Origin of the sequence: Labrys sp. (in: a-proteobacteria), assembly GCF_047605565.1 — a bacterium.
Lineage (GTDB): Bacteria > Pseudomonadota > Alphaproteobacteria > Rhizobiales > Labraceae > Labrys > Labrys neptuniae.
The window spans coordinates 60035-79129 of sequence record NZ_JASGFM010000034.1 but is presented as its reverse complement, the minus strand read 5'-3'; the positions used below and the strand labels follow the sequence as shown (position 1 = coordinate 79129).

At 64.4% G+C, this 19095-nt stretch carries 19 protein-coding genes; 10 read left to right on the top strand and 9 right to left on the bottom strand.

Features of this window, described 5'->3' with window-relative positions; translation table 11 throughout:
* The coding region (locus QM672_RS24640; RefSeq protein WP_415085755.1) for an iron-sulfur cluster assembly protein at nucleotides 1–300 on the bottom strand (300 nt) is incomplete at its 3' end.
* Between the two features lie 359 nt (nucleotides 301–659).
* Between QM672_RS24640 and QM672_RS24635 the strand changes: the two genes are divergently transcribed.
* Nucleotides 660–1283: a 2OG-Fe(II) oxygenase family protein gene (locus QM672_RS24635; protein WP_367626690.1), complete on the top strand. Its 624-nt coding sequence runs from the start codon at nucleotides 660–662 to the stop codon at nucleotides 1281–1283.
* Nucleotides 1284–1438: 155 nt separating this feature from the next.
* On the opposite strand, the gene QM672_RS24630 is transcribed toward QM672_RS24635, so the two are convergent.
* Nucleotides 1439–1933, bottom strand: a complete 495-nt coding sequence (locus QM672_RS24630) for a DUF1772 domain-containing protein (protein ID WP_394309494.1) — start codon at nucleotides 1931–1933, stop codon at nucleotides 1439–1441.
* Nucleotides 1926–2774 (bottom strand): NAD(P)H-binding protein, encoded by an 849-nt coding sequence (locus tag QM672_RS24625; RefSeq protein ID WP_415085753.1) that lies wholly within the window; start codon nucleotides 2772–2774, stop codon nucleotides 1926–1928. The genes QM672_RS24630 and QM672_RS24625 overlap by 8 nt, the downstream gene beginning before the upstream one ends.
* A 174-nt stretch (nucleotides 2775–2948) precedes the next feature.
* On the opposite strand from QM672_RS24625, the gene QM672_RS24620 reads away from it, so the two are divergent.
* The 3 genes from QM672_RS24620 (at nucleotide 2949) to radC (ending at nucleotide 5394) form a co-directional block, all read left to right on the top strand.
* Entirely contained in the window at nucleotides 2949–3512 is a 564-nt protein-coding gene (locus QM672_RS24620; protein ID WP_311938870.1) for a TetR/AcrR family transcriptional regulator, read from the top strand.
* 295 nt (nucleotides 3513–3807) lie between these two features.
* Nucleotides 3808–4638: a type I methionyl aminopeptidase gene (gene map, locus QM672_RS24615; RefSeq protein ID WP_415085750.1), complete on the top strand. Its 831-nt coding sequence runs from the start codon at nucleotides 3808–3810 to the stop codon at nucleotides 4636–4638.
* Nucleotides 4639–5394: a RadC family protein gene (gene radC / locus QM672_RS24610; protein WP_311938866.1), complete on the top strand. Its 756-nt coding sequence runs from the start codon at nucleotides 4639–4641 to the stop codon at nucleotides 5392–5394.
* A gap of 156 nt (nucleotides 5395–5550) precedes the next feature.
* Here the strand turns inward: radC and QM672_RS24605 are convergent, their stop codons facing one another.
* Nucleotides 5551–6306: a DeoR/GlpR family DNA-binding transcription regulator gene (locus QM672_RS24605; RefSeq protein WP_415085748.1), complete on the bottom strand. Its 756-nt coding sequence runs from the start codon at nucleotides 6304–6306 to the stop codon at nucleotides 5551–5553.
* A gap of 100 nt (nucleotides 6307–6406) precedes the next feature.
* Here QM672_RS24605 and QM672_RS24600 point away from each other — a divergent pair, with 100 nt between their 5' ends.
* The gene (locus tag QM672_RS24600) at nucleotides 6407–7006 is read left to right on the top strand and encodes an NUDIX domain-containing protein (protein WP_311938862.1); all 600 of its coding nucleotides are present in this window, start codon (nucleotides 6407–6409) and stop codon (nucleotides 7004–7006) included.
* Between the two features lie 69 nt (nucleotides 7007–7075).
* Here QM672_RS24600 and QM672_RS24595 read toward each other — a convergent pair whose 3' ends face one another.
* Nucleotides 7076–8104, bottom strand: coding sequence for a zinc-dependent alcohol dehydrogenase family protein (locus QM672_RS24595; protein WP_415085745.1), 1029 nt, complete (start codon nucleotides 8102–8104; stop codon nucleotides 7076–7078).
* Between the two features lie 115 nt (nucleotides 8105–8219).
* Between QM672_RS24595 and QM672_RS24590 the strand changes: the two genes are divergently transcribed.
* From QM672_RS24590 to QM672_RS24570, 5 genes are all read left to right on the top strand, one after another.
* The gene (locus QM672_RS24590; RefSeq protein WP_415085757.1) at nucleotides 8220–9134 is read left to right on the top strand and encodes a LysR family transcriptional regulator; all 915 of its coding nucleotides are present in this window, start codon (nucleotides 8220–8222) and stop codon (nucleotides 9132–9134) included.
* Between the two features lie 373 nt (nucleotides 9135–9507).
* Nucleotides 9508–10845, top strand: a complete 1338-nt coding sequence (locus tag QM672_RS24585) for an MFS transporter (protein WP_415085743.1) — start codon at nucleotides 9508–9510, stop codon at nucleotides 10843–10845.
* Nucleotides 10846–11049: 204 nt separating this feature from the next.
* Nucleotides 11050–12465, top strand: a complete 1416-nt coding sequence (locus QM672_RS24580) for a circularly permuted type 2 ATP-grasp protein (RefSeq protein WP_311938855.1) — start codon at nucleotides 11050–11052, stop codon at nucleotides 12463–12465.
* 59 nt (nucleotides 12466–12524) lie between these two features.
* Nucleotides 12525–13466, top strand: coding sequence for an alpha-E domain-containing protein (locus tag QM672_RS24575; protein ID WP_311938853.1), 942 nt, complete (start codon nucleotides 12525–12527; stop codon nucleotides 13464–13466).
* A 7-nt stretch (nucleotides 13467–13473) separates the two neighbouring features.
* On the top strand, nucleotides 13474–14313 hold the full coding sequence (locus QM672_RS24570; protein WP_415085741.1) for a transglutaminase family protein: 840 nt from the start codon (nucleotides 13474–13476) through the stop codon (nucleotides 14311–14313).
* Between the two features lie 116 nt (nucleotides 14314–14429).
* On the opposite strand, the gene QM672_RS24565 is transcribed toward QM672_RS24570, so the two are convergent.
* The 4 genes from QM672_RS24565 to QM672_RS24550 form a co-directional block, all read right to left on the bottom strand.
* The gene (locus QM672_RS24565; protein ID WP_311938847.1) at nucleotides 14430–14732 is read right to left on the bottom strand and encodes a hypothetical protein; all 303 of its coding nucleotides are present in this window, start codon (nucleotides 14730–14732) and stop codon (nucleotides 14430–14432) included.
* A 317-nt stretch (nucleotides 14733–15049) separates the two neighbouring features.
* Nucleotides 15050–16492: an FAD-binding oxidoreductase gene (locus QM672_RS24560; RefSeq protein WP_415085739.1), complete on the bottom strand. Its 1443-nt coding sequence runs from the start codon at nucleotides 16490–16492 to the stop codon at nucleotides 15050–15052.
* 32 nt (nucleotides 16493–16524) lie between these two features.
* On the bottom strand, nucleotides 16525–17457 hold the full coding sequence (locus QM672_RS24555) for a dimethylarginine dimethylaminohydrolase family protein (RefSeq protein WP_311938844.1): 933 nt from the start codon (nucleotides 17455–17457) through the stop codon (nucleotides 16525–16527).
* 17 nt (nucleotides 17458–17474) lie between these two features.
* On the bottom strand, nucleotides 17475–19043 hold the full coding sequence (locus QM672_RS24550) for an amidohydrolase (protein ID WP_394309514.1): 1569 nt from the start codon (nucleotides 19041–19043) through the stop codon (nucleotides 17475–17477).
* Nucleotides 19044–19095 lie beyond the last annotated feature (52 nt).

The window sequence follows — 19095 nt, the reverse complement described above, 5'->3', positions numbered from 1 at the left end:
CGCGGCGGCCTGCGCCCGCGGGCCCGGCGGTTCCTGCCGCGCCGCGCCGGCCGGCCGCTCGGCCGTCAGCCCCACCAGAACATTGGCGACGCCGGGAAGGCCGCGCACGGCGCTCTCCGCTGCAGCACGCACCGGCTCCATGGCCCGCGCCTCGGTGGGATCGATGGCAATGGCAAACATCACCTTCGAACCGTCGATGCGGATTTCGGTCAGCCGGCCGGTCGAGGGCAATGATTGGCCGCTTGCCGGCAGCTTGACGAGTTCAAGGGCGCGAATGACATCGGCTGGCGTCAGAGACAAGGAACGATCCTCACGAAGCAAGGGAAGGTGCCGGCGAGGCGGCCCCGAAAGTTTCCCTCAATATTGGGAAGCGCGGCGGGGGCATTCAAGCACAACCACCGCCAAGTCCCGCAATAATATGGCGCGCCAGCGCGATTCTCCTATCGGGCAGATTGCAGCAAGGACACGCGTGCAAGCCGGTCACGAAAAGGAGCAGGCAGCAGGGGCTCACAGGACCGCCTATAAACCAAAAGCATCTTGACCACGACGGGCGTCAGCGAGACATTCAAGCCCGTCATATCCATTCAGGGTCGGGGGACGCTCGGGCAGCACCGTGCAGGCTTTGCCAGCCGGTGCCTGCATTCCAGGAGTGACCGGCGATGCCTGTCATCGACCTTGATGTCATCCGCAATGCTGAAATCCATGACGAGCCCTACCGCCACATCATCGGCGAGGGTTTTCTCCAGAAGAACAAGATCCCGTCGCTTCGGCAGGACTTTCCGGCCATCGACAAACCCGGCTTCCTGACCGTTTCCGACATTGCGCTACGAGGCAGCTTCCGGGAGCTGGTCGAGGAACTCGAAAGCAGCGCGATGGCCCAGTCCCTGTCCGAGAAGCTCGGCCTCGATCTCGATCCCCTGCCCCGGCTGACGACGATCCGCCGGCTTTCGCAACTCAAGGACGGGCGCATCCATACCGACAGCGAAAGCAAGCTCGCCACCTTCCTGGTCTATATGAACGATGGCTGGAAGGAAGGTGAAGGCGGATGCCTGCGCGTCCTGAATGGGCCTGACAATTTCGACGACATGACGGCCGAGATCTCGCCCGTCATGGGCTCCTGCTTCGGCTTTCGCCGGGCCGCCAACTCATGGCACGGCCACAAGCCCTTCGCAGGCGAGCGGCGCGTCGTCCAGATCACCTGGCTGAAGGATGCCGGCGAACTCGAACGCAAGAAGAAGCGCAACAGCGTGGCCCAGTTCTTCAAGGGCATCTTCGGGCGTTGAGGGCATTCTCCAGAAAGGCCGGCAGGCTTTCCGTTCCAGAAACGGCGCGAGAACAAGGAGCTCGAGCAGGGTCGGATTCGAAGAAGCCGTACCTCGCTCCAAAGACGCAGCATCGGAAGATGCCAGCCCCTCTCCCGGCCGCCGCGCAAGTGCCCTCAGGCAGTGCTGCGCGCAATCAGCGCAAGCATGAACAGCACCATGGCGAGCGCCGAAGCCGCGGTCCTGACGCTGTTCCAGAATGTCCAGTCCACCAGATAACGCTGCCAGAGTTCCCCGGCCTCGATCGTCTCCGGCTTGACCACGGCGATGGCATCGTTGAGCGGTACGTTCAGAGCCATGGTCACGCCGATGCAGGCGATGAGATAGATCAGGCTGCCAAGCAGCAGCAGTTTGCCGCTCCACTCTCCCAGCCAGAGCCAGGAGCCCAGGGCAAGTCCGAGGCAAAGCACCGCCGTGCCCATGAAGGCCAGCATGAAGCCGGGATTGATCACGGTGACGTTGATCGCCTGCATCGCCGCGATGCCGCTCGCCGGAGCGACACGGCCAAGCGCCGGCATGACGAAATTGGAGAAGGCGAAGAAGATGCCTGCGACCACGCCGCTGCCGACGGCAGCGATGAATGTGGTGACGTAGAGGCTGCGCTCAAGCATGGCTTCCTCCCCAGATGCCGGTGGCGGCAGTGCGGGCGACATAATCGGCGAAGCGGCGCGGCTGATGTCCCAGAGCGCGTGCGACGCCGTCGGCAATCGGCTCGTTGCGGCCGTCGAGCACGGTAGAGAACAGATAGGTGACGAGATCGACGACCTCCGGCGGCAGGCCCTGCTCGACCAAGCCGGCGCGATAGGCCTCCTGGGAAACCGGCACATAGTCGATGCGGCGTCCGCAGGCCTCGGCAATCGCCGCGATGGCCTGCTGGAAGGTCAGGGCTTCAGCACCGGTGATCTCATAAAGCTGGTGGGAATGCCTGGCATCCGCAAAGGCGGCCACTGCGATTTCGGCGATGTCGTCGGCATCCACGAAAGGCTCCGGGGCGAGCGTGTCAGGCAGAACAATCTCCCCCGCCAGGATGGCGTCGAGGAAGAAATTCTCGCTGAAATTCTGGAAGAACCAGCTGCAGCGCAGGATCGTCCAATCGAGGCTGGTGGCCCGCAGCGCCTCTTCCGCTTCCTGGGCCTCCGGCTCACCCCGCCCGGACAGCAGCACGATCTTGCCAACACCGGCCGCCCTGGCTTCGGCGAAGAACCGGCTCACTGCCGCGACCGCTCCGGGCAGGGCGAGGTCGGGCTGATAGGCGACATAGACGGCAGCGATACCGTCAAGGGCGGCGGCCCAGCCTTCCGGCCTTTCCCAATCGAAGGCCGGCTGTGCCTTGCGCGAGCCGAGGCGCACCGTCCGCCCTGCCTTTTCCAGCCCTTCGACAACCCGGCGCCCCGTCTTGCCGGTTCCGCCCAACACCAGCACTGCGCCCTTGGACCAGTGATCATTTGCCATTTCGACCTCCCGCTGATAAACATGAGTAATTCTCATATTTGAGAATGTGATAATTACTCATGTTTTCGCTGTCAAGCCATGCCTGCAAAAAGATCTCCTGCCGCCTCCCCCGCAGAGGCAAGTACAGCAACCCTTCCCCGGCGCGCGCCGGTCCAGCAGCGCAGCCGCGAACGCATGGACAGGATCCTGGCGGTGGCAACGGCAATGATCGGGGTACGCGGCAGCGACCAGTTGAAGATGGGCGAGGTCGCCGAACAGGCCGGCATCTCCATCGGCTCGCTCTACCAATATTTCCCCGACAAGAGCGCCATCATCCGCAGCCTCGCCGAGCGCTGCAGCGCCGAGAGCCGCCGCTGTATCGAGGACGCCCTGACACCAGTTCAATCGCTGGCGGAGCTGGAGGCGGCCTATGGTTCGCTGATCGACATCTATTACGACATCTACCGGGCCGAGCCGGTGATGCGCGACATCTGGTCGGGCACGCAGGCCGACAAGCAGCTCGCGGCCCTCGAACTCGCTGAAAGCCGCATCTGCGGCGGCATGCTGGCCGATGCCATGGCGCGGGCCCACGGGGCGGCGGATGCTTCAGCCTATGCCACCACCGCTTTCACGATCTGGCAGCTCGGGGAGGCAACCATGCGCCTGGCGGTCTCGGTGGACGAAAAGGAAGGAGCGGCCATCGTAGCGGCCTTTCGCCGGATGACTTTGCGGGAAATCCTGGCACCAGCGCGGTCATAGCTTCTGGGATCGCGGACGTCCTCGCCCGCATCTGGAAACATTGCGGGTGATGACAACGAAGTTGCAGGCTGGAAGCCCATAGGCGCTAACTTAAGTTGAGAATGCGCCGATTTCTTACCCTCCCCTGGAGGGGGAGGGTAAAGGGCCCGCACCTCATCCGCAAAGTTAGCGCCTATGGGCTGGAAGCCTGCGATCCCAAGACGATCACAAGGCAGCCATGCGATATTCAGAATTCTCTTTCCTGTCCGCATCCCCAGATGGCATAAGAATCCTACATGTCTAATCAGGTAGTTTCATGAGCTTCATCGACGCAGAACTGTCTCCCCAGCGCAAGAATGGCCAGATCAAGATCCATGGTCCGGAGGCCTTTGCCGGCATGCGCGCGGCAGGCAGGCTTGCGGCCCAGGGGCTGGACCTGATGGTGGACGCGGTCAAGCCAGGCATCACCACCAACCAGCTCGACCGGATGCTGTTCGAATTCGCGATGGACAACAAGGCCTACCCGGCCACCCTGTTCTATCGCGGCTATCGCAAGTCGAGCTGCATTTCGCTCAACCATGTGGTCTGCCACGGCATCCCGGACGACAAGCCTCTCCAGGATGGCGTCATCCTCAACATCGACTATACCGTGGTGCTCGATGGCTGGCACGGCGACTCCAGCCGCATGTATGCAGCCGGCGACATCGCTCGCCGGGCCGAGCGGCTGATGGAAGTCACCTATGAGGCGATGATGCGCGGCATCAACGTCATCAAGCCGGGCGCGACCACCGGCGATATCGGCTACGCCATCCAGAGCTATGCCGAAGCCGAGCGCTGCTCGGTGGTGCGCGATTTCTGCGGCCACGGCCTCGGCCGCCTGTTCCACGACGAGCCCAACATCCTGCATTACGGCCGGCGCGGCGAAGGCGTGGTGCTCAAGCCCGGCATGTTCTTCACGGTGGAGCCGATGATCAATCTCGGCCGGCCGGACGTGAAGGTGCTCAATGACGGCTGGACCGCGGTCACGCGTGACCGTTCGCTCTCGGCGCAGTTCGAGCACAGCGTCGGCGTGACCGAAACCGGCGTCGAGATCTTCACCCTCTCCCCCGCCGAGTTGAACCAGCCACCCTACGCCAAGGCTGCCTGAATGAAGAAGGGGCGCTCGCCTTTGCCGGACGCCCCACTTCCCGGCCTGGGCGAAGCACCCCTGTTCCCGTCAGCCGGCGAACCGGTGGAGCCGCACTATCACGGCCATCGCGAGAGGCTGCGCCAGCGCTTTGCCGAGGCCGAGGGCCGGCTGCCCGACTATGAACTCCTCGAACTCCTATTGTTCCGTTCCATTCCGCGCCGGGACGTCAAGCCGCTCGCCAAGGCGCTGATCGCCCGCTTCGGCTCGCTGGCGGAAGTGCTGGGCGCGCCGATCGCTCGGCTCAAGGAGGTCGACGGCGTCAGCGACGGCGTGGCCGGCGACCTCAAGATCGTCGAGGCGGCAGGCCATCGCCTTGCCAAGGGCGGGATCGCCAAGCGGCCGGTGCTGTCGACCTCGGCGGCGCTCATCGACTATTGCCGCAGCACCATGGCTTTCGCCGAGCGCGAAATCTTCCGCATCCTCTTCCTCGACACCAAGAACGGCCTGATCGCCGACGAGGTGCAGCAGAGGGGCACGGTCAATCATACGCCCGTATACCCGCGCGAGGTGGTGAAGCGGGCACTGGAACTTTCGGCCACCGCGCTGATCCTCGTCCATAACCACCCCTCCGGCGATCCTTCGCCGTCCTCGGCGGACGTTTCGATGACGCGCACCATCGCCGATGTCGCCGGGCCGCTCGGCATCGTGGTACATGATCACATCATCATCGGCCGCGACGGCCATGTCAGCCTGAAGGCGCAGCGCCTGTTCTGAAGGGTGCCCCGGCACCATCCTCACCGGAGACGGCCATGCGCACCAAAGCCATGTTCCAGCGCATCGCTCTGATCAAGAAAATCCAACGAACTTCCTGGGAAACGCCCTCGCCCGACCGACCCGGAGCCTGGGGCATTCCCATCCGGCATCGGAGCATCATACCCGGATGATGGTGACACCAAGCGCACGGAAGGGTTCGACGGCCTGATCAGGCGTGTCCTCCTCCACCAGCATCGCGTCGATCTCCTCCATCGTCGCGACCTGAAAGGGCGAAGCCGCTCCGATCTTCTCCCGGGACGCCAGCACCACCGTTTCCGCGGCCTGCCGGCACAGCGCCCGCTTGATGGCCGCCTCCTCGCTGTCACCGGTGGTCAGGCCGATCTCTGCATGGATGCCCGTCACCCCCATGAAATAGATGTCGGCCCGGATGCGTGCGATCGCCTCGGCAGCGGTTGCACCCACGGCGACCATGGAGTGGCGGAACAGCCGGCCTCCGATCAGTTCCACCTCGATGCCGGCATGGCCGGCAAGCTCGACCGCCACGTTTGGACTGTGGGTCACCACCATGGCCTTGAGACCGGGGGCGAGATGGCGGGCGAGCTGTACCGCCGTGGTACCGCCGTCGAGCATCACCACCTGTCCCGGGCGCACGAGGCGCGCGGCCGCCCGGCCGATGGCGACCTTGCCGGCCACCGAAACCTCGCGGCGCTGGACGAGATCGCCCATGGCCGGCGACGCCGGCAGGGCACCGCCATGCACACGCTGCAGCAGCCCCTCGCCCGCCAGTTCGCGCAGATCCCGTCGGATGGTGTCCTCCGACAGGTCGAGCTCCCGGCTGACCGCCTTGGCGACGACGCGCCCGTCCCGGCCAAGGACCTCGAGAATATAGGCCTTGCGCTCGCTGGTGAGCATGATGCTGCCGCCTCACGAATTCTCTTGACTTTGCACGAAACTGCACGAATTTTGAAATCCATTCAAGGTCATTCAAGATATTTCGTGCAAAGAGGCTGTCATGAGCGTGGCGGATCGGGTGCGTGTGGAGGATGTCGAACTCCTCTCCGACGATTGGTATGTGCTGAAGAAAACCACGTTTCTCTATCGCCGCGGCGATGGAAGCTGGCAAAGGCAGAGCCGGGAAACCTATGACCGCGGCAACGGCGCCACCATCCTGCTCTACGATCCTTCGCGGCGTACCGTCGTCCTGACGCGACAGTTCCGCTATCCGGCCTTCGTCAATGGCTGGGACGACCTCCTGATCGAGGCCCCGGCCGGCCTGCTCGACAATGCCGGACCGGAGGAGCGCATTCGCGCCGAGACGGAGGAGGAAACCGGCTTCCGGATCCGCGAAGTCCGGCGCGTGATGGAGGCCTATATGAGCCCGGGCTCGGTGACCGAGAAGCTCTATTTCTTCGTCGCGCCCTACAGCCCGGGCGACCGTGTCGGCACAGGCGGCGGCCAGGCTGAGGAAGGCGAGGACATCGACCTCCTCGAACTCGATATCGACGAGGCGCTGGCGATGATCGCGCGCGGCGAGATCCGCGACGGCAAGACCATCATGCTGCTCTATCATGCCGCCCTGCATCTTTTCGGCAGAGCAGCGGCGGCGGCATGACGCTACAGTTGCGTATTCTCCGGGAAGCGCCGGATCTGGAGTGTCAGGCGCGAAGGCGGGCTGCTCCAGCTACCGATCCGTCTCGATCACGATCTTGCCGAAGGCACCGCGGTCGAGATGATCGAGTGCGGCCGGGAGCTCGGCGAAACCGTAACGCCTGTCGATGACGGGCCGGAGGCCGAGCGCGTCGACGGCCCGCACCAGATCCTCCTGTGCCCGGCGATGGCCGACGCCGATGCCCTGGACCGTGAGGCCCTTGAGCATCAGAGGAACCACCGGAGCGGAAACCTCCACGCCTTCCAGCACGCCGATGACGGAAATGCGCCCGCCCATCGCGGCCACCTGGACGGACTGCCCCAGATTGGGGCCCCCGGCGACTTCGAGGATGTGATCGGCACCGCGATCGCCCGTCAGGCGATGGACGGCCTCCACCCAGTTCTCGCGGCTGCGATCGATGCCATGGTCGGCCCCAAGCTCGCGGACCCGCACCAGCTTGTCGGCGCTGCCGGAGGTGACGATCACGCTCGCCCCGGCAGCCTTGGCGATCTGCAGCCCGAACAGCGAGACGCCGCCGGTGCCCTGTACCAGCACGGTCTTGCCGGCCAGGGGAGCTCCGCGCTCCACCAGCGCGAACCAGGCGGTCAGCCCGGCTACTGGCAGGGTGCTCGCGGCAGCATCATCAAGTATGGCGGGCGCGAAAGTGAACCAGTCCTCGGGAAAGGCGACATAGTCCGCAAGCACGCCTGGCCGCATGCCCCCCAAGGTGCGATAGGGCGGCACCCGGGCCGTACCGTCGTTCAGCCCGTCGATCCAGCCGGGAATGAAGGTGGAGATCACCCGGTCACCCGGCTTGAATCGCGTGCTTCCCTCCCCGACGGCCTCGACGACACCCGCCATGTCCGACGCCGGGGTGAAGGGAAAAGCCAGGGGCTGGCCGAAGCCGGTTTCGATCACCAGCTTATCGCGGTAGTTCAGGGAAACGGCAGCTACCCTGACCAGGACTTCGCCCGCCGCTGGCCGGGGCTTGGCGACATGCTCGAGCACGAGCCGATCGCGCCCGATTGCGTTCATCGACCACCGTTTCATCTGTTCCGTCATGACCGTCTCCATCGAATTCAGGGAGCCGGCACGGTAATGTTGAATTTCATGCACCAGTGGCGATATAATTTCCGATCATTGGTTCCTAGCTATCTACAAGATCGCCCTTGCCATGGTGGATCGTCTCAACGGTGTCTCGGTCTTCGTCGAAGCGGTGGAAGCCGGCGGCTTTGCTGCGGCTGCGCAGCGGCTCAATTTGTCGCGCTCGGCGGTCGGCAAGTCGATCGCCCGGCTCGAAGAACGCCTGGGAGCCCGGCTGTTCCATCGCACGACGCGCAGCCAGGCGTTGACCGAGGACGGCCAGGTCTTCTATGAGCGCTGCCTGAGGGCATTGGCCGAGATCCGCGAGGGCGAGGCCATGCTCGACAGCGGCCGGCGCGACGTCGGCGGCCGGCTGCGCGTCACCATGCCGGCTCTGTTCGGACGGGCCTGCGTCGCGCCGCTCTTGCTCAAGCTCGCGGCCCAGCATCCGGCTCTCGAACTCGAGCTCAATTTCAACGACAGGCGCGTCGACCTGATCGAGGACGGCTACGACCTCGCCATTCGCAACGGCGCCCTCGAATCCGACGTGAACCTGATCACGCGCCGTGTCGCCCAGCAGCGCATGACCGTGTGCGCCGCCCCTGCCTATCTGCGCGAACATGGAGCGCCGCTCACCCTGGCCGCCCTCGCCGACCACCACGCCATTCTCTACGGGCGCTCGGGCCAACCCCGCTCATGGCTGTTTCCGGTGATGGGCGGGCCTGCCGTCGAAATCATGCCCCCGAGCCGTTTCATCTTCGACTCCCTCGATGCCGTTGCCGATGCCGCGGTGGCCGGAGCAGGCCTTGCCTGGATGCCGTGCTGGCTGGTGGCCGAGCGTGTGCGCAAGGGCGAGCTGATCCGGGTACTGACCGAGCATCCCGGCCTGGTCTTCGACGTGCACGCCCTTTGGCCGCGCTCCCCCGTGCTGCCGCTGCGTGTGCGGGCCGCCATCGATATTCTGGCTGCGAACCTCTCGCGCCTGATGAGCAATGAAGTCGGCCTCTGAAGGCGCAATGCGGGTCATCCGGGAAGAAAACGTTCCGAATTGTCATAGCCAGGCTTGACCCGGCTATCCAGAAGCCTCCTGCGCAACGCGGGGACCCAGGCTGGATTGCCGGGTCAAGCCCGGCAATGACAAAGGTCGAGCAAACACGAGGACACTCAGGTGCACCGCATTGGCCTCTGAAGACGCGCCTTCCCGGATCGATCGCTAATCCTGCCGTTCGCTGCCTTCCAGGTGCGAGAACGCCATCCCTTGCCATCGGGCGCGAATGGGGTTATCCAGTATTTAATTAACATATTAAATATCAAGAAATCCAGGTCGATCTTCTCGGCAAGCATGCTTCGAGGCGACAGATCGGGAGCGACAGGAGGAAGCCGTGGCCAATCAGGGCTATTCGCAGGGTGATGTCGCCGGCCGAGATTTCGCGATCGACGCGGATATCCAGGCCGTCGGCAATGCGATCCATCGGGTCACGGCGTGGCGGATCATGCCCCTGCTGCTGGCCTGCTACGTCTTCGCCCATCTCGACCGCATCAATATCGGCTTTGCCAAGCTGCAGATGACGTCCGATCTCGGCTTCAGCAACACCGCCTATGGCCTGGGGGCCGGCCTGTTCTTCGTGGCCTATGCCCTGTTCGGCGTGCCGAGCAACATCATGCTCGACAAACTCGGCCCGCGGCGTGGCATCACCCTCATCATGCTCGTCTGGGGAATTCTCTCCGCCTCGACCTTCCTGATCAGCTCCGCCCTGCAGTTCTATGGTCTGCGCTTCCTTCTCGGCATCGCCGAAGCGGGCTTCTTTCCGGGCGTCCTCGTCTACATCAATCGCTGGTTTCCGCAGCGCCGGCGCGGCCAGGTCACGGCGCTCTTCGCCCTTGCCGTGCCGGCCGCCGGCCTGCTCGGCGGCCCGATTTCGGGCAGTATTCTGGAAAGCTTCCACGACATCGCCGGCCTGCGCGGTTGGCAGTGGATGTTCCTGCTCGAAGGCCTTCCCGTCATCGCGCTGGCCTTGGTGGTCTACGCAGCGCTCCCCGACACCGTGCGCGATGCCTCCTGGCTGAGCCAGCCGCAGAAGGAACATCTGACCGCAATCCTCGCCGCCGAACAGAAGCCGACGGCGAATGTCTCGCTGTCCCAATGCCTTCGCGATCCCCGGGTCTGGCAATTGGTCGGCATTTATTTCGCCGTCATGCTTGCCGTGAACACGATCGCTTTCTGGACACCGGCCTTGATCAATGGCGTCGGTATCACCAGCGATATGACGATCGGGCTCCTCAGCGCCATCCCCTATCTGGCGGGCTGCATCTTCATGCTTGCCACCGGCCATTCCTCGGACAGGTTCAGGGAGCGCCGCTGGCATCTTTGCATCCCCCTGCTCATGGCAGCCGGCGGCCTCGCGCTCATCGGCTTCGATCCCGGCAACCCGGTATCGGCCATGGTTGGCCTGACGATCGCCGGCATGGGTGCCAGCACCTCCCTGCCCCTGTTCTGGCAATTGCCGCCCACCGTGATGTCCGCCGCCGTCCTGGCGGCCGGCATCGCCTTGGTGAGTTCGCTGGGCAATGTCGCGGCTTTCCTCGCCCCCTATTTCCTTGGCTGGATGCGCGACGCGACTCAGAGCTCATCGCTCGCGCTCTATTGTCTTGCGGTTCTCATTGCGATTGGTGGCCTCGCCGTCCTGCGCCTGCCGGCTTCGCTCGTGAATCCCCGCTGACCAAAGGCCGCGGACGCATCGACTGCGGCCGAAGCCTCAGCCGCCATTTCAGGCAAACAATGCCAGCAGGGAAGGCAAGATGCCTCCGCACTAGGCAAATCTGCAATTCTGCCCATGATCTCGCCAATCGATCTACGCAGATCGCTTGCCGCCTTGCACGATCTCGCTCAATGTAACGCCAGATTGCACGTCTGGAGGGATTGCATGGCGGCGTTCGACGAGATGACCCTGAGCGACGGCGCTATACGTCCCGCCTATGCCGATCTCGCGCAATGGCTCTCCACGGCCCCCAAGGAATTGCTGACCCACCGACGCAACGAGGCCGAGCTCTTGTTCCGGCGCATCGGCATCACCTTCGCCGTCTATGGCGACAAGGATGGCGCCGAACGCCTGATCCCCTTCGACATCATCCCCCGCATCCTGGCGGCCCAGGAGTGGAACACGCTCAAAAGCGGCCTCGAACAGCGCGTGCGTGCGCTGAACATGTATATCAAGGACGTCTACGGCAAACGCGAAGTGGTGCGCGCCGGCGTGGTGCCGGAGGACCTGATCTTCAACAATCCGGCCTTCCGCCCCGAAATGGCAGGCCAGAGCGTGCCCCATGACGTCTATGTCCATATTGCCGGCATCGACATCGTGCGCGTCGACGCCGATACCTTCTATGTGCTCGAGGACAATGCGCGCACACCTTCCGGCGTCTCCTACATGCTGGAGAACCGCGAAGTCACCATGCGCCTGTTCCCGGAAGTGGTGGCGCGCCATCGCATCGCCCCGGTCGAGAATTACACGGACGAACTGCTCGCCACCCTGCGCTCGATCGCCCCTCGCACGGCCTCGCGCGATCCGGTCGTGGTGCTGCTGACGCCGGGCATGTACAATTCGGCCTATTACGAGCATTCCTTCCTGGCCGACCGCCTCGGCATCGAGATTGTCGAGGGGCGTGATCTCTTCGTGCGGGACGAAATCGTCTATATGCGCACTACGGAAGGGCCTCGCCGGGTCGACGTGATCTATCGACGCATCGACGACGACTTCCTCGATCCCCTCGCCTTCCGCCCGGATTCGGCCCTCGGCGTTCCCGGCCTGATGACCGCCTATCGCGCCGGCAACGTCACGCTGACCAACGCTGTCGGTACCGGTGTCGCCGACGACAAGGCCGTCTATTCCTACATGCCCGACATCGTGCGCTTCTTCCTCGGCGAGGAGCCGATCCTGCAGAATGTGCCGACTCATCGCTGCCGCGAGCCCGAGGCGCTGGCCTATGTGCTCGACAATCTCGAAAGTCTGGTGGTCAAGGAGGTCTCGGGATCGGGCGGCTACGGCATGCTGATCGGCCCGCACGCCAGCAAGGCCGAGATCGCCGACTTCAGGGCCAAGCTGAAGGCTCATCCCTTCGGCTATATCGCCCAGCCCACCTTGGCGCTCTCGACCTGCCCTTGCTATGTCGAGGAGGGCATCGCGCCTCGCCATGTCGATCTCAGGCCCTTCGTCCTCACCGGTTCGGACAAGGTCCGCATCGTGCCCGGTGGCCTGACCCGCGTGGCACTGAAGCAAGGCTCTCTGGTGGTGAACTCGAGCCAGGGGGGCGGCACCAAGGATACCTGGATCCTGGATCGGTGATATCAGCCATGCATCGCTCGCCCTCCTTCTCCCGTTCCCTCTCGCCCGGACATTGAGCCATGCTGTCGCGTACCGCCGATAACCTGTTCTGGCTGGCCCGCTATGTCGAACGGGCCGAATATCTCGCCCGCATCCTCGATGCCGCCTACCGCCTGTCGTCCCTGCCGGCCTCCTATGGCGGCTTGACCACGGAATGGGAAAGCGCGGTGGAAACGGCCGGATGCGGCCCCGCCTTCTTCGCCGCCTATGAGGAGGCCAATGAGCGGACCGTCACCGAGTTCCTGGCCTTCTCCGCCGAGAACCCCTCCTCGATCCGCAATTGCTTCGAGATGGCGCGTACCAACGCCCGCGGCGTGCGCACCGCCCTCACGGCGGAGATGTGGTCGACCATCAACGACGCCTGGCTCCAGCTCAAGCGCTATGACCCGGCCCGGATGAGCCGCGAGGAAATCTCTCGCTTCCTCGACTGGGTCAAGGGCGTCTCCCTGATGTTCGACGGCTCGGCCTACCGCACCATGCTGCGCAACGACGCCTATGCCTTTGCACGGCTCGGCCTGTTCCTCGAGCGTGCCGACAACACGGCCCGCATCCTCGACGTCAAATATCATGTGCTGCTGCCGCCCTCGGAAAGCGTCGGCGGCAGTCTCGACTATTTCCAGTGGACCGCCATCCTGCGCGCCGTCTCCGCCCTTACCGCCTATCACTGGGTCTACAAGGAAAGCCTCAAGCCCTGGCTCGTCGCCGATCTCCTGACCCTGAACACACAGATGCCGCGTTCGCTTGCTTCATGCTATGAGAACCTGAACGGGAATCTCGACCAGCTCGCTCAGGTCTATGGCCGGCAGGGTCCCGCCCAGCGTCTGGCTCGCGTGACCCAGTCGCGCCTGCAGAATCTGAGCATCGACGAGGTCTTTCAATCCGGTCTGCATGATTTCATCACCGACTTCATCACCGACAACAACAATCTGAGCACGGCGATCGCCGAGCAATATCTGATCTGACGAACCCATGCGCATCTGCGTTGCCCACGAAACCGTCTATCGCTACGAGCGGCCGGCCAAATCCGTGATCCAGACCCTGCGGCTGACCCCGCGCTCGCATGACGGCCAGCATGTGGTGCGCTGGCGCATCGACGTGGACCAGGATGTCAGGTTGAGCCAGTCCGAGGATGCCTTCGGCAATATCAGCCATGCCTTCACGGCGATCGGCAGCATCGAAAGCCTGCGCGTGCGCGTGGAGGGCGAGGTCGAGACCCACGACAATGCCGGCGTGCTGCACGGCGTGATCGAGCGTTTCCCCGTCGCCCTCTATCTGCGTGATACCGACCTCACCCAGGCCGATGCTCCGATCCGGGACTTCGCCCACCGGAGTGCCGGAACAGCGGGAGGCGGGCTTGCCGCCTGCCACGCCTTGATGCAGGCGATTCATGATCGCATCGAGGTCAGTGGCGACCCGAAGCAGCCGGCAGTGGGCCTGACGCAGGCATTCGCCGCCGGCAACGGTGTCGCGCAGGACGCCAGCCATCTGTTCATCGCCTGCGCCCGGACGCTCGGCATACCCTCGCGCTATGTCAGTGGATTGCTCTGGCAACCGCCGACGCAGCAGGGCAGCGCCAGCCATGCCTGGGCAGAGGCCTATGTCGAGGGTCTGGGCTGGGTTGGCTTCGACCCGGCGCTGTCGGTCTGTCCGACCGTCCAGCACATCCGCGTCGCGGTCGGCCTCGATTATCTGGGCGCGGCGCCGGTACGGGGCGCCCATTACGGTGGGGAAGGCGAAAGCCTGGAGGTCACCGTCGATATCGGTGAAAAAGGCGAGCGTCCTCAGGCGCAGCGCCAGTCGCAGAGCTGATCAGACCCGGTGCTTCACCGGCTATCGCTGACGCCAGATATCGCTGAGCAGATGATCCGCTGCCATGCCCAGGCCGCGCGCGATCGGCACACGCACGATCGGCATTGGGCAGTCTCTCAAGGCCGGCTTGAATCGTGTTCGTGCTCGTAGCGTCGCACCAGGCCCGGCCGCAATTTCGGAGCCAGTTTGCTGACGGCGAGCAAGACCAGTATGCCGAAGACATAGCCCACCTGCAGGGCGATGGCGATGGCCACCATGTCGATCAAAGCGGTCCCCAAGCCGAAACCGGCCATCCAGATGATGAGGGCGCTGCCGATCGAAGCGATCAGGGCAATGATCGTGAATGCCAGTACCGGAACAAAGGTCCCGCATACCACGCCCAGCACCATCGCGACGATGACAGGCCAGATCACGAACATAGGTCTCTCCAACTATCCCGTTGGTCTGCTACGAAACTCGGCTTTCATTCTACCTGTCTGTAGCGGGATCGATCTTGCCGATACTGGGCCCCCGGAGTCTAGCAAAAACTCCTTCGAAAGAAGGGGGCTGGCTTTTTTTACCTGAAACCAACTTCCATACATGACGATTTCGGACAGTGGGTTCTTTCGACGAAAGAAGCAATGCCCTATTCGGATGAGGTAGGCGTTATATCGGACCAGTGCACACAACTGCATGACGGCAGGGCCGCAAGGCTGCCGGTATGCGCCGCCAATGGCATCTGCCTGCACAGGCGGTGTCAGTCCGAATGCTTCGCGTCGGCAAGACGAGAGGGATCGATCACCTTGCCGGGATTCATGAGATCCGCCGGGTCGATAATCGCCTTGATCGCGTGCATCAAGCTGAGCTTGACCGGATCCGCCGTGGCATAGAGGGCATGGATGCGCTTGGAACCGACGCCGTGCTCGGCCGAAAACGAGCCGCCGCGCTGGCGGATGCCGCCATAAAGCACCACTTCCACCCCGGCGATGTCGTCCGCTGTCAGCGCGTCTTCCGCCCGGTTGAGCATGATATGGAGGTTGCCATCGCCCAAATGGCCGAAGACGAAGGGAGCGAGCCCCGGCGAGACGCCAGCAAGGCCGGCGATGCTGGCGCGCACATAGTCGTCCACTTGCGACAAGGGTAGCGAGACGTCGAAGCTGGGTGAATTGGGATAGTCGACATAGATGACGGCCGATTCCTCGCGCAGCCGCCAGATCGCCTGCTCCTGCGCCAGCGAGCTTGCCAGGACGGCGCTGGTCTCGGGATGGGTTTCCAGCAATTCCTCATAGATTGCAGCCAGTTCCTCCTGCAGCGCCGCTTCGTCGGCGCCGCCGAGGGAGAGGATGAGATAGATCCGGTGTTCCATGGAGAAATCCGGTGCCGACCAGGCGAAATGGCGGGCGGCATAGCGGAAATAATCGGCCCACATCGCCTCGGCCGCGCGCAATTCGCCGACCCGTGCGTCGAGTGCCCGCCGGATGGCGGCCAGGGCGGCGGGCACGGAGTCGAAACCGAACAGGGCCACGGCATGGGCCGGCGGTACGGCGTCCAGCTTGATCGCGACCTTGGTGACGATGCCGAGCGTTCCCTCGGCACCGATCAGCAGGTGCTTGAGATCATAACCCGCCGAATTTTTCACCACCCGGGTGAGGTCGGAATAGACGGAGCCATCCGGAAGCACCGCCTCCAGACCGAGGATGCGATGGCGCATCACGCCGTTGCGGAAGGCCATGATGCCACCGGCATTGGTGGAGATCATGCCACCGATGGTGGCGGAGCCGCGCGCCGGCAGGTCGATGCCGGGCTCGAGGCGGTGGACGAGCGCGGCCTCCTGCAGGGCCTGAAGCGTGCAGCCGGCTTCCACCACGGCGACGCGCTCATCGGCGACGAGCCGCTCGATCCTGTCGAGGCGGCGGGTTGAGACGACGATCTGTCCCGCCGTCGAGACACCGCCGCCGACGAGGCCGGTGCGTCCGCCCTGCGGCACCATGGAGACGCCATGCCGAACGCACAGCCCCACGATGGCGGCCACCTCCCCGGTCGTCCCCGGCGAGACGACGGCGGAGGCGCCGAGATTGTGCGGTTCCTCACCCGGATCGAGCTCGGCGATCGCAGCACCGGTGCGGATGTTGGCGGCGCCTACCGCCGAGGCGAGATCGGACAGGAAGCCTGCCGGCAGCGCGTTTTCCTGCTCGATCATCGCCTTACCTCATCGTCTTTCGCCGTGGGCGCTCAAGCCGCGCGGCGCAGGGCCTGCGCCATGCAGTGGATGCCGCCGCCCGTCTTGGATATCTCGCTGGTATCCACCGCCGCAACCTCGAATCCACGGGCCTTGAGCTGACCGATCAGGCTCTTGCTCGCCGTGGGCGCGATGATGCGGTCATTGCCCAGCGACATGAAGTTGCAGCCGAGTGCCATGGTGTCCTGGAACGGCACGTCGATGATCTCGTGGCCCTTGGCCTTGAGCCAGTCGACGATGCCGGGCTCGGTGCAGGCCAGGCATACCGCGGTCAGCTTCGGGGCGATCGGCACCACCATCAGGTCGATATGGACGTAATATTCGTCGATGAAGGCGAGACGGACCTCCCAGCCTTCCTTCTCGAACCACTCGGCGACCTGGCGGGCGCCCTCCTCCTGGGTGCGGGCACCGCCGCAACCGATCAGCACGCAGCCTTCCTCGATCACGTTGAAATCACCGCCCTCGAAGGTCCCTGATGTCACCATGTCGTAGATCGGGATGCCCATCTTCTCATAGGCACGGATGGCGGCGTAGTTCTCGCCGCGGCGCCACCAATTGGCCATGGCGGTGATGACGACGCCATAGGGGGTCATCACGCTGGAATCGCGCGTATAGACCTGCATCGGCAGTTCGACTTCCGGCTCCAGCCAGTGGATGTCGACGCCGAAATGCTCATAGGCCGAAGCCAGTTCCTTGTGCTGGGCCTGCGCGGTCTGGATGTTGCAGGGCGCCTCGCGCAGATGCTTGCGCGACAGGGAGCTGGTCGCCATGTGCCTCAGATAGGCCGGCGAGCCGAGCAGGACGTCGGTCAGCCTGTCGGTCTCGTTGCGAAAGCCCCAATGCTTGAGCGGCTTGGTGCCGCCGGCAAGGTTGCGGCGGCGCAGGGTGAAGGCGTCGTCGACATGGATCTGTTCGATGCGGTTCATGGTCGTTTCCCTTTTCATCAGGTGGGGATCCACCATTCGCGCCCGCGAGTGGTGGTGACATATTCGGGCCAGCGAAAGCCGATCGGCGGCGGATAATCGGCCAGCGGCGGAATCCAGCTGGAGCCGCCGATACCGCCACCGGTACGTTCTTCGAATTCACGGCGGGCGGCGGCGCGCGCCTCCCCGTCCTCGATCAGGCGCAGGGCCGAAAGCGCGATCGTCTTGGCGGCCGTCGTCACCATCGGATCGATGGTGGCCGGCATGCCGCCGAGCGCATTCATCACCCAGCCCGGATAGGTATAGCCCTCCGGCGCCCTGAGAGCCGGCCGGGCCACATAGAAGCGGGCCGTCGGGGCATGCCAGCTCATGTCGGTATAGTCGTCCGACGTCGAGTTGAGCTGGGAGGGCGGCAGGTCCCGCCGCAGGATCGCCTCGGCTTCCTGAGGGGCGATCAGGCGTTCGCATTCGGCCAGGAAGGGCTCTTCCATCGGTTCCAGGCCGAGATTGACCTGGATCTCGCGGGCGAGCCGGCAGGCTTCTTCGCCCCAGCGCGGCGCTCCCACCGTCGACATCGCGTCCCACACGACATTGGCGATGGCGTGGTTGGCCAGGCCCGGGCGCGACTTGCATACCCAGTGGCGTTCATAGCGGCAGCCTGTCATCTGCGCCGCCATCTCGGCATTACGGTCGAGCATGGCGGTTGCCTGCTCGGCCATGTCGAGCGTGGGCATGCGCATCATGTATTGGATTTCGGCGAGGCCCGCGGGAAGATTGTCCGCCGTTGCCTGGCCGGCCGTCAGGATCGCCTCGCTGATCGACCAGCCGCCCTGGTGGGTCAGCATGGAGTCGCGCAGGGCCTTGGAGGCCATGTACATCATCATCAGCGCGTCATTGGCGCCGGGCGCGCGCACGGCCGAATGCGACTGCGGGATCGGCGCGCCGGCGGCCCGGTTCCAGGCCTCCGGCTCGTCGCAGACGAAGCGATAGATCATCGAATAGGCGGCGCCGCAATGGGTATCCCAGCGCACCGTGTTGCACATCGGCAGCATGTAGAAGGGATGGAAGGAGAGCATACCGTCGAGGCCGTCATAATAGCCCTTGGCGGCATGGAGGGGCTTGGAGCCCCTCACCTTCTCGGCCGGTTCGCCCGTGAAGCGCAGCGTGCCGGCAAGGCCGTGGCGCTCCATTGCCTGCTTGGTGGCGAGCAGCCCGCCCAGGCTGGAGGTGCCGAGCGCCGAATGGGGATCGGTATGGCCGCCGGCATGCTCGCTGAGGCCCGGCCGCGGGCGCTTGACGGTCGCCGCATCCTGGCAATTGCCGGGCACCGCGTCATATTCGGCATACATGCCGATGGTCGGCCCGCCCGGCTTGCCGGTCCAGTGCGCGCAGAAGGCGGTCGGCATGCCGGCCGAGCCTTCCTCCACGGTAAAACCGTGCCGGCGCAGGAGATCGACATACCAGCGGGCGGATTGATATTCGCGCCAGGCCGTCTCGCCGAAATCGAAGATCGTGCGTGTCCAGGTCGACAGGTCGCCGGCGATGGCATCGACATGCGCAAGCGCCGTTTGCTGAGCTGAACTGGTCACTTCCTACCTCCCTGATTGACGGGGAGGATAAGCGGTGAACATCACTATCAAA

Coding starts and splice junctions, on each gene's coding strand:
- QM672_RS24635 (WP_367626690.1), top strand. CDS start 660: ATGCCTGTCATCGACCTTGATGTCATCCGCAATGCTGAAATCCATGAC.
- QM672_RS24630 (WP_394309494.1), bottom strand. CDS start 1,933: ATGCTTGAGCGCAGCCTCTACGTCACCACATTCATCGCTGCCGTCGGC.
- QM672_RS24625 (WP_415085753.1), bottom strand. CDS start 2,774: ATGGCAAATGATCACTGGTCCAAGGGCGCAGTGCTGGTGTTGGGCGGA.
- QM672_RS24620 (WP_311938870.1), top strand. CDS start 2,949: ATGGACAGGATCCTGGCGGTGGCAACGGCAATGATCGGGGTACGCGGC.
- map (WP_415085750.1), top strand. CDS start 3,808: ATGAGCTTCATCGACGCAGAACTGTCTCCCCAGCGCAAGAATGGCCAG.
- radC (WP_311938866.1), top strand. CDS start 4,639: ATGAAGAAGGGGCGCTCGCCTTTGCCGGACGCCCCACTTCCCGGCCTG.
- QM672_RS24605 (WP_415085748.1), bottom strand. CDS start 6,306: ATGCTCACCAGCGAGCGCAAGGCCTATATTCTCGAGGTCCTTGGCCGG.
- QM672_RS24600 (WP_311938862.1), top strand. CDS start 6,407: ATGAGCGTGGCGGATCGGGTGCGTGTGGAGGATGTCGAACTCCTCTCC.
- QM672_RS24595 (WP_415085745.1), bottom strand. CDS start 8,104: ATGACGGAACAGATGAAACGGTGGTCGATGAACGCAATCGGGCGCGAT.
- QM672_RS24580 (WP_311938855.1), top strand. CDS start 11,050: ATGGCGGCGTTCGACGAGATGACCCTGAGCGACGGCGCTATACGTCCC.
- QM672_RS24575 (WP_311938853.1), top strand. CDS start 12,525: ATGCTGTCGCGTACCGCCGATAACCTGTTCTGGCTGGCCCGCTATGTC.
- QM672_RS24570 (WP_415085741.1), top strand. CDS start 13,474: ATGCGCATCTGCGTTGCCCACGAAACCGTCTATCGCTACGAGCGGCCG.
- QM672_RS24565 (WP_311938847.1), bottom strand. CDS start 14,732: ATGTTCGTGATCTGGCCTGTCATCGTCGCGATGGTGCTGGGCGTGGTA.
- QM672_RS24560 (WP_415085739.1), bottom strand. CDS start 16,492: ATGATCGAGCAGGAAAACGCGCTGCCGGCAGGCTTCCTGTCCGATCTC.
- QM672_RS24555 (WP_311938844.1), bottom strand. CDS start 17,457: ATGAACCGCATCGAACAGATCCATGTCGACGACGCCTTCACCCTGCGC.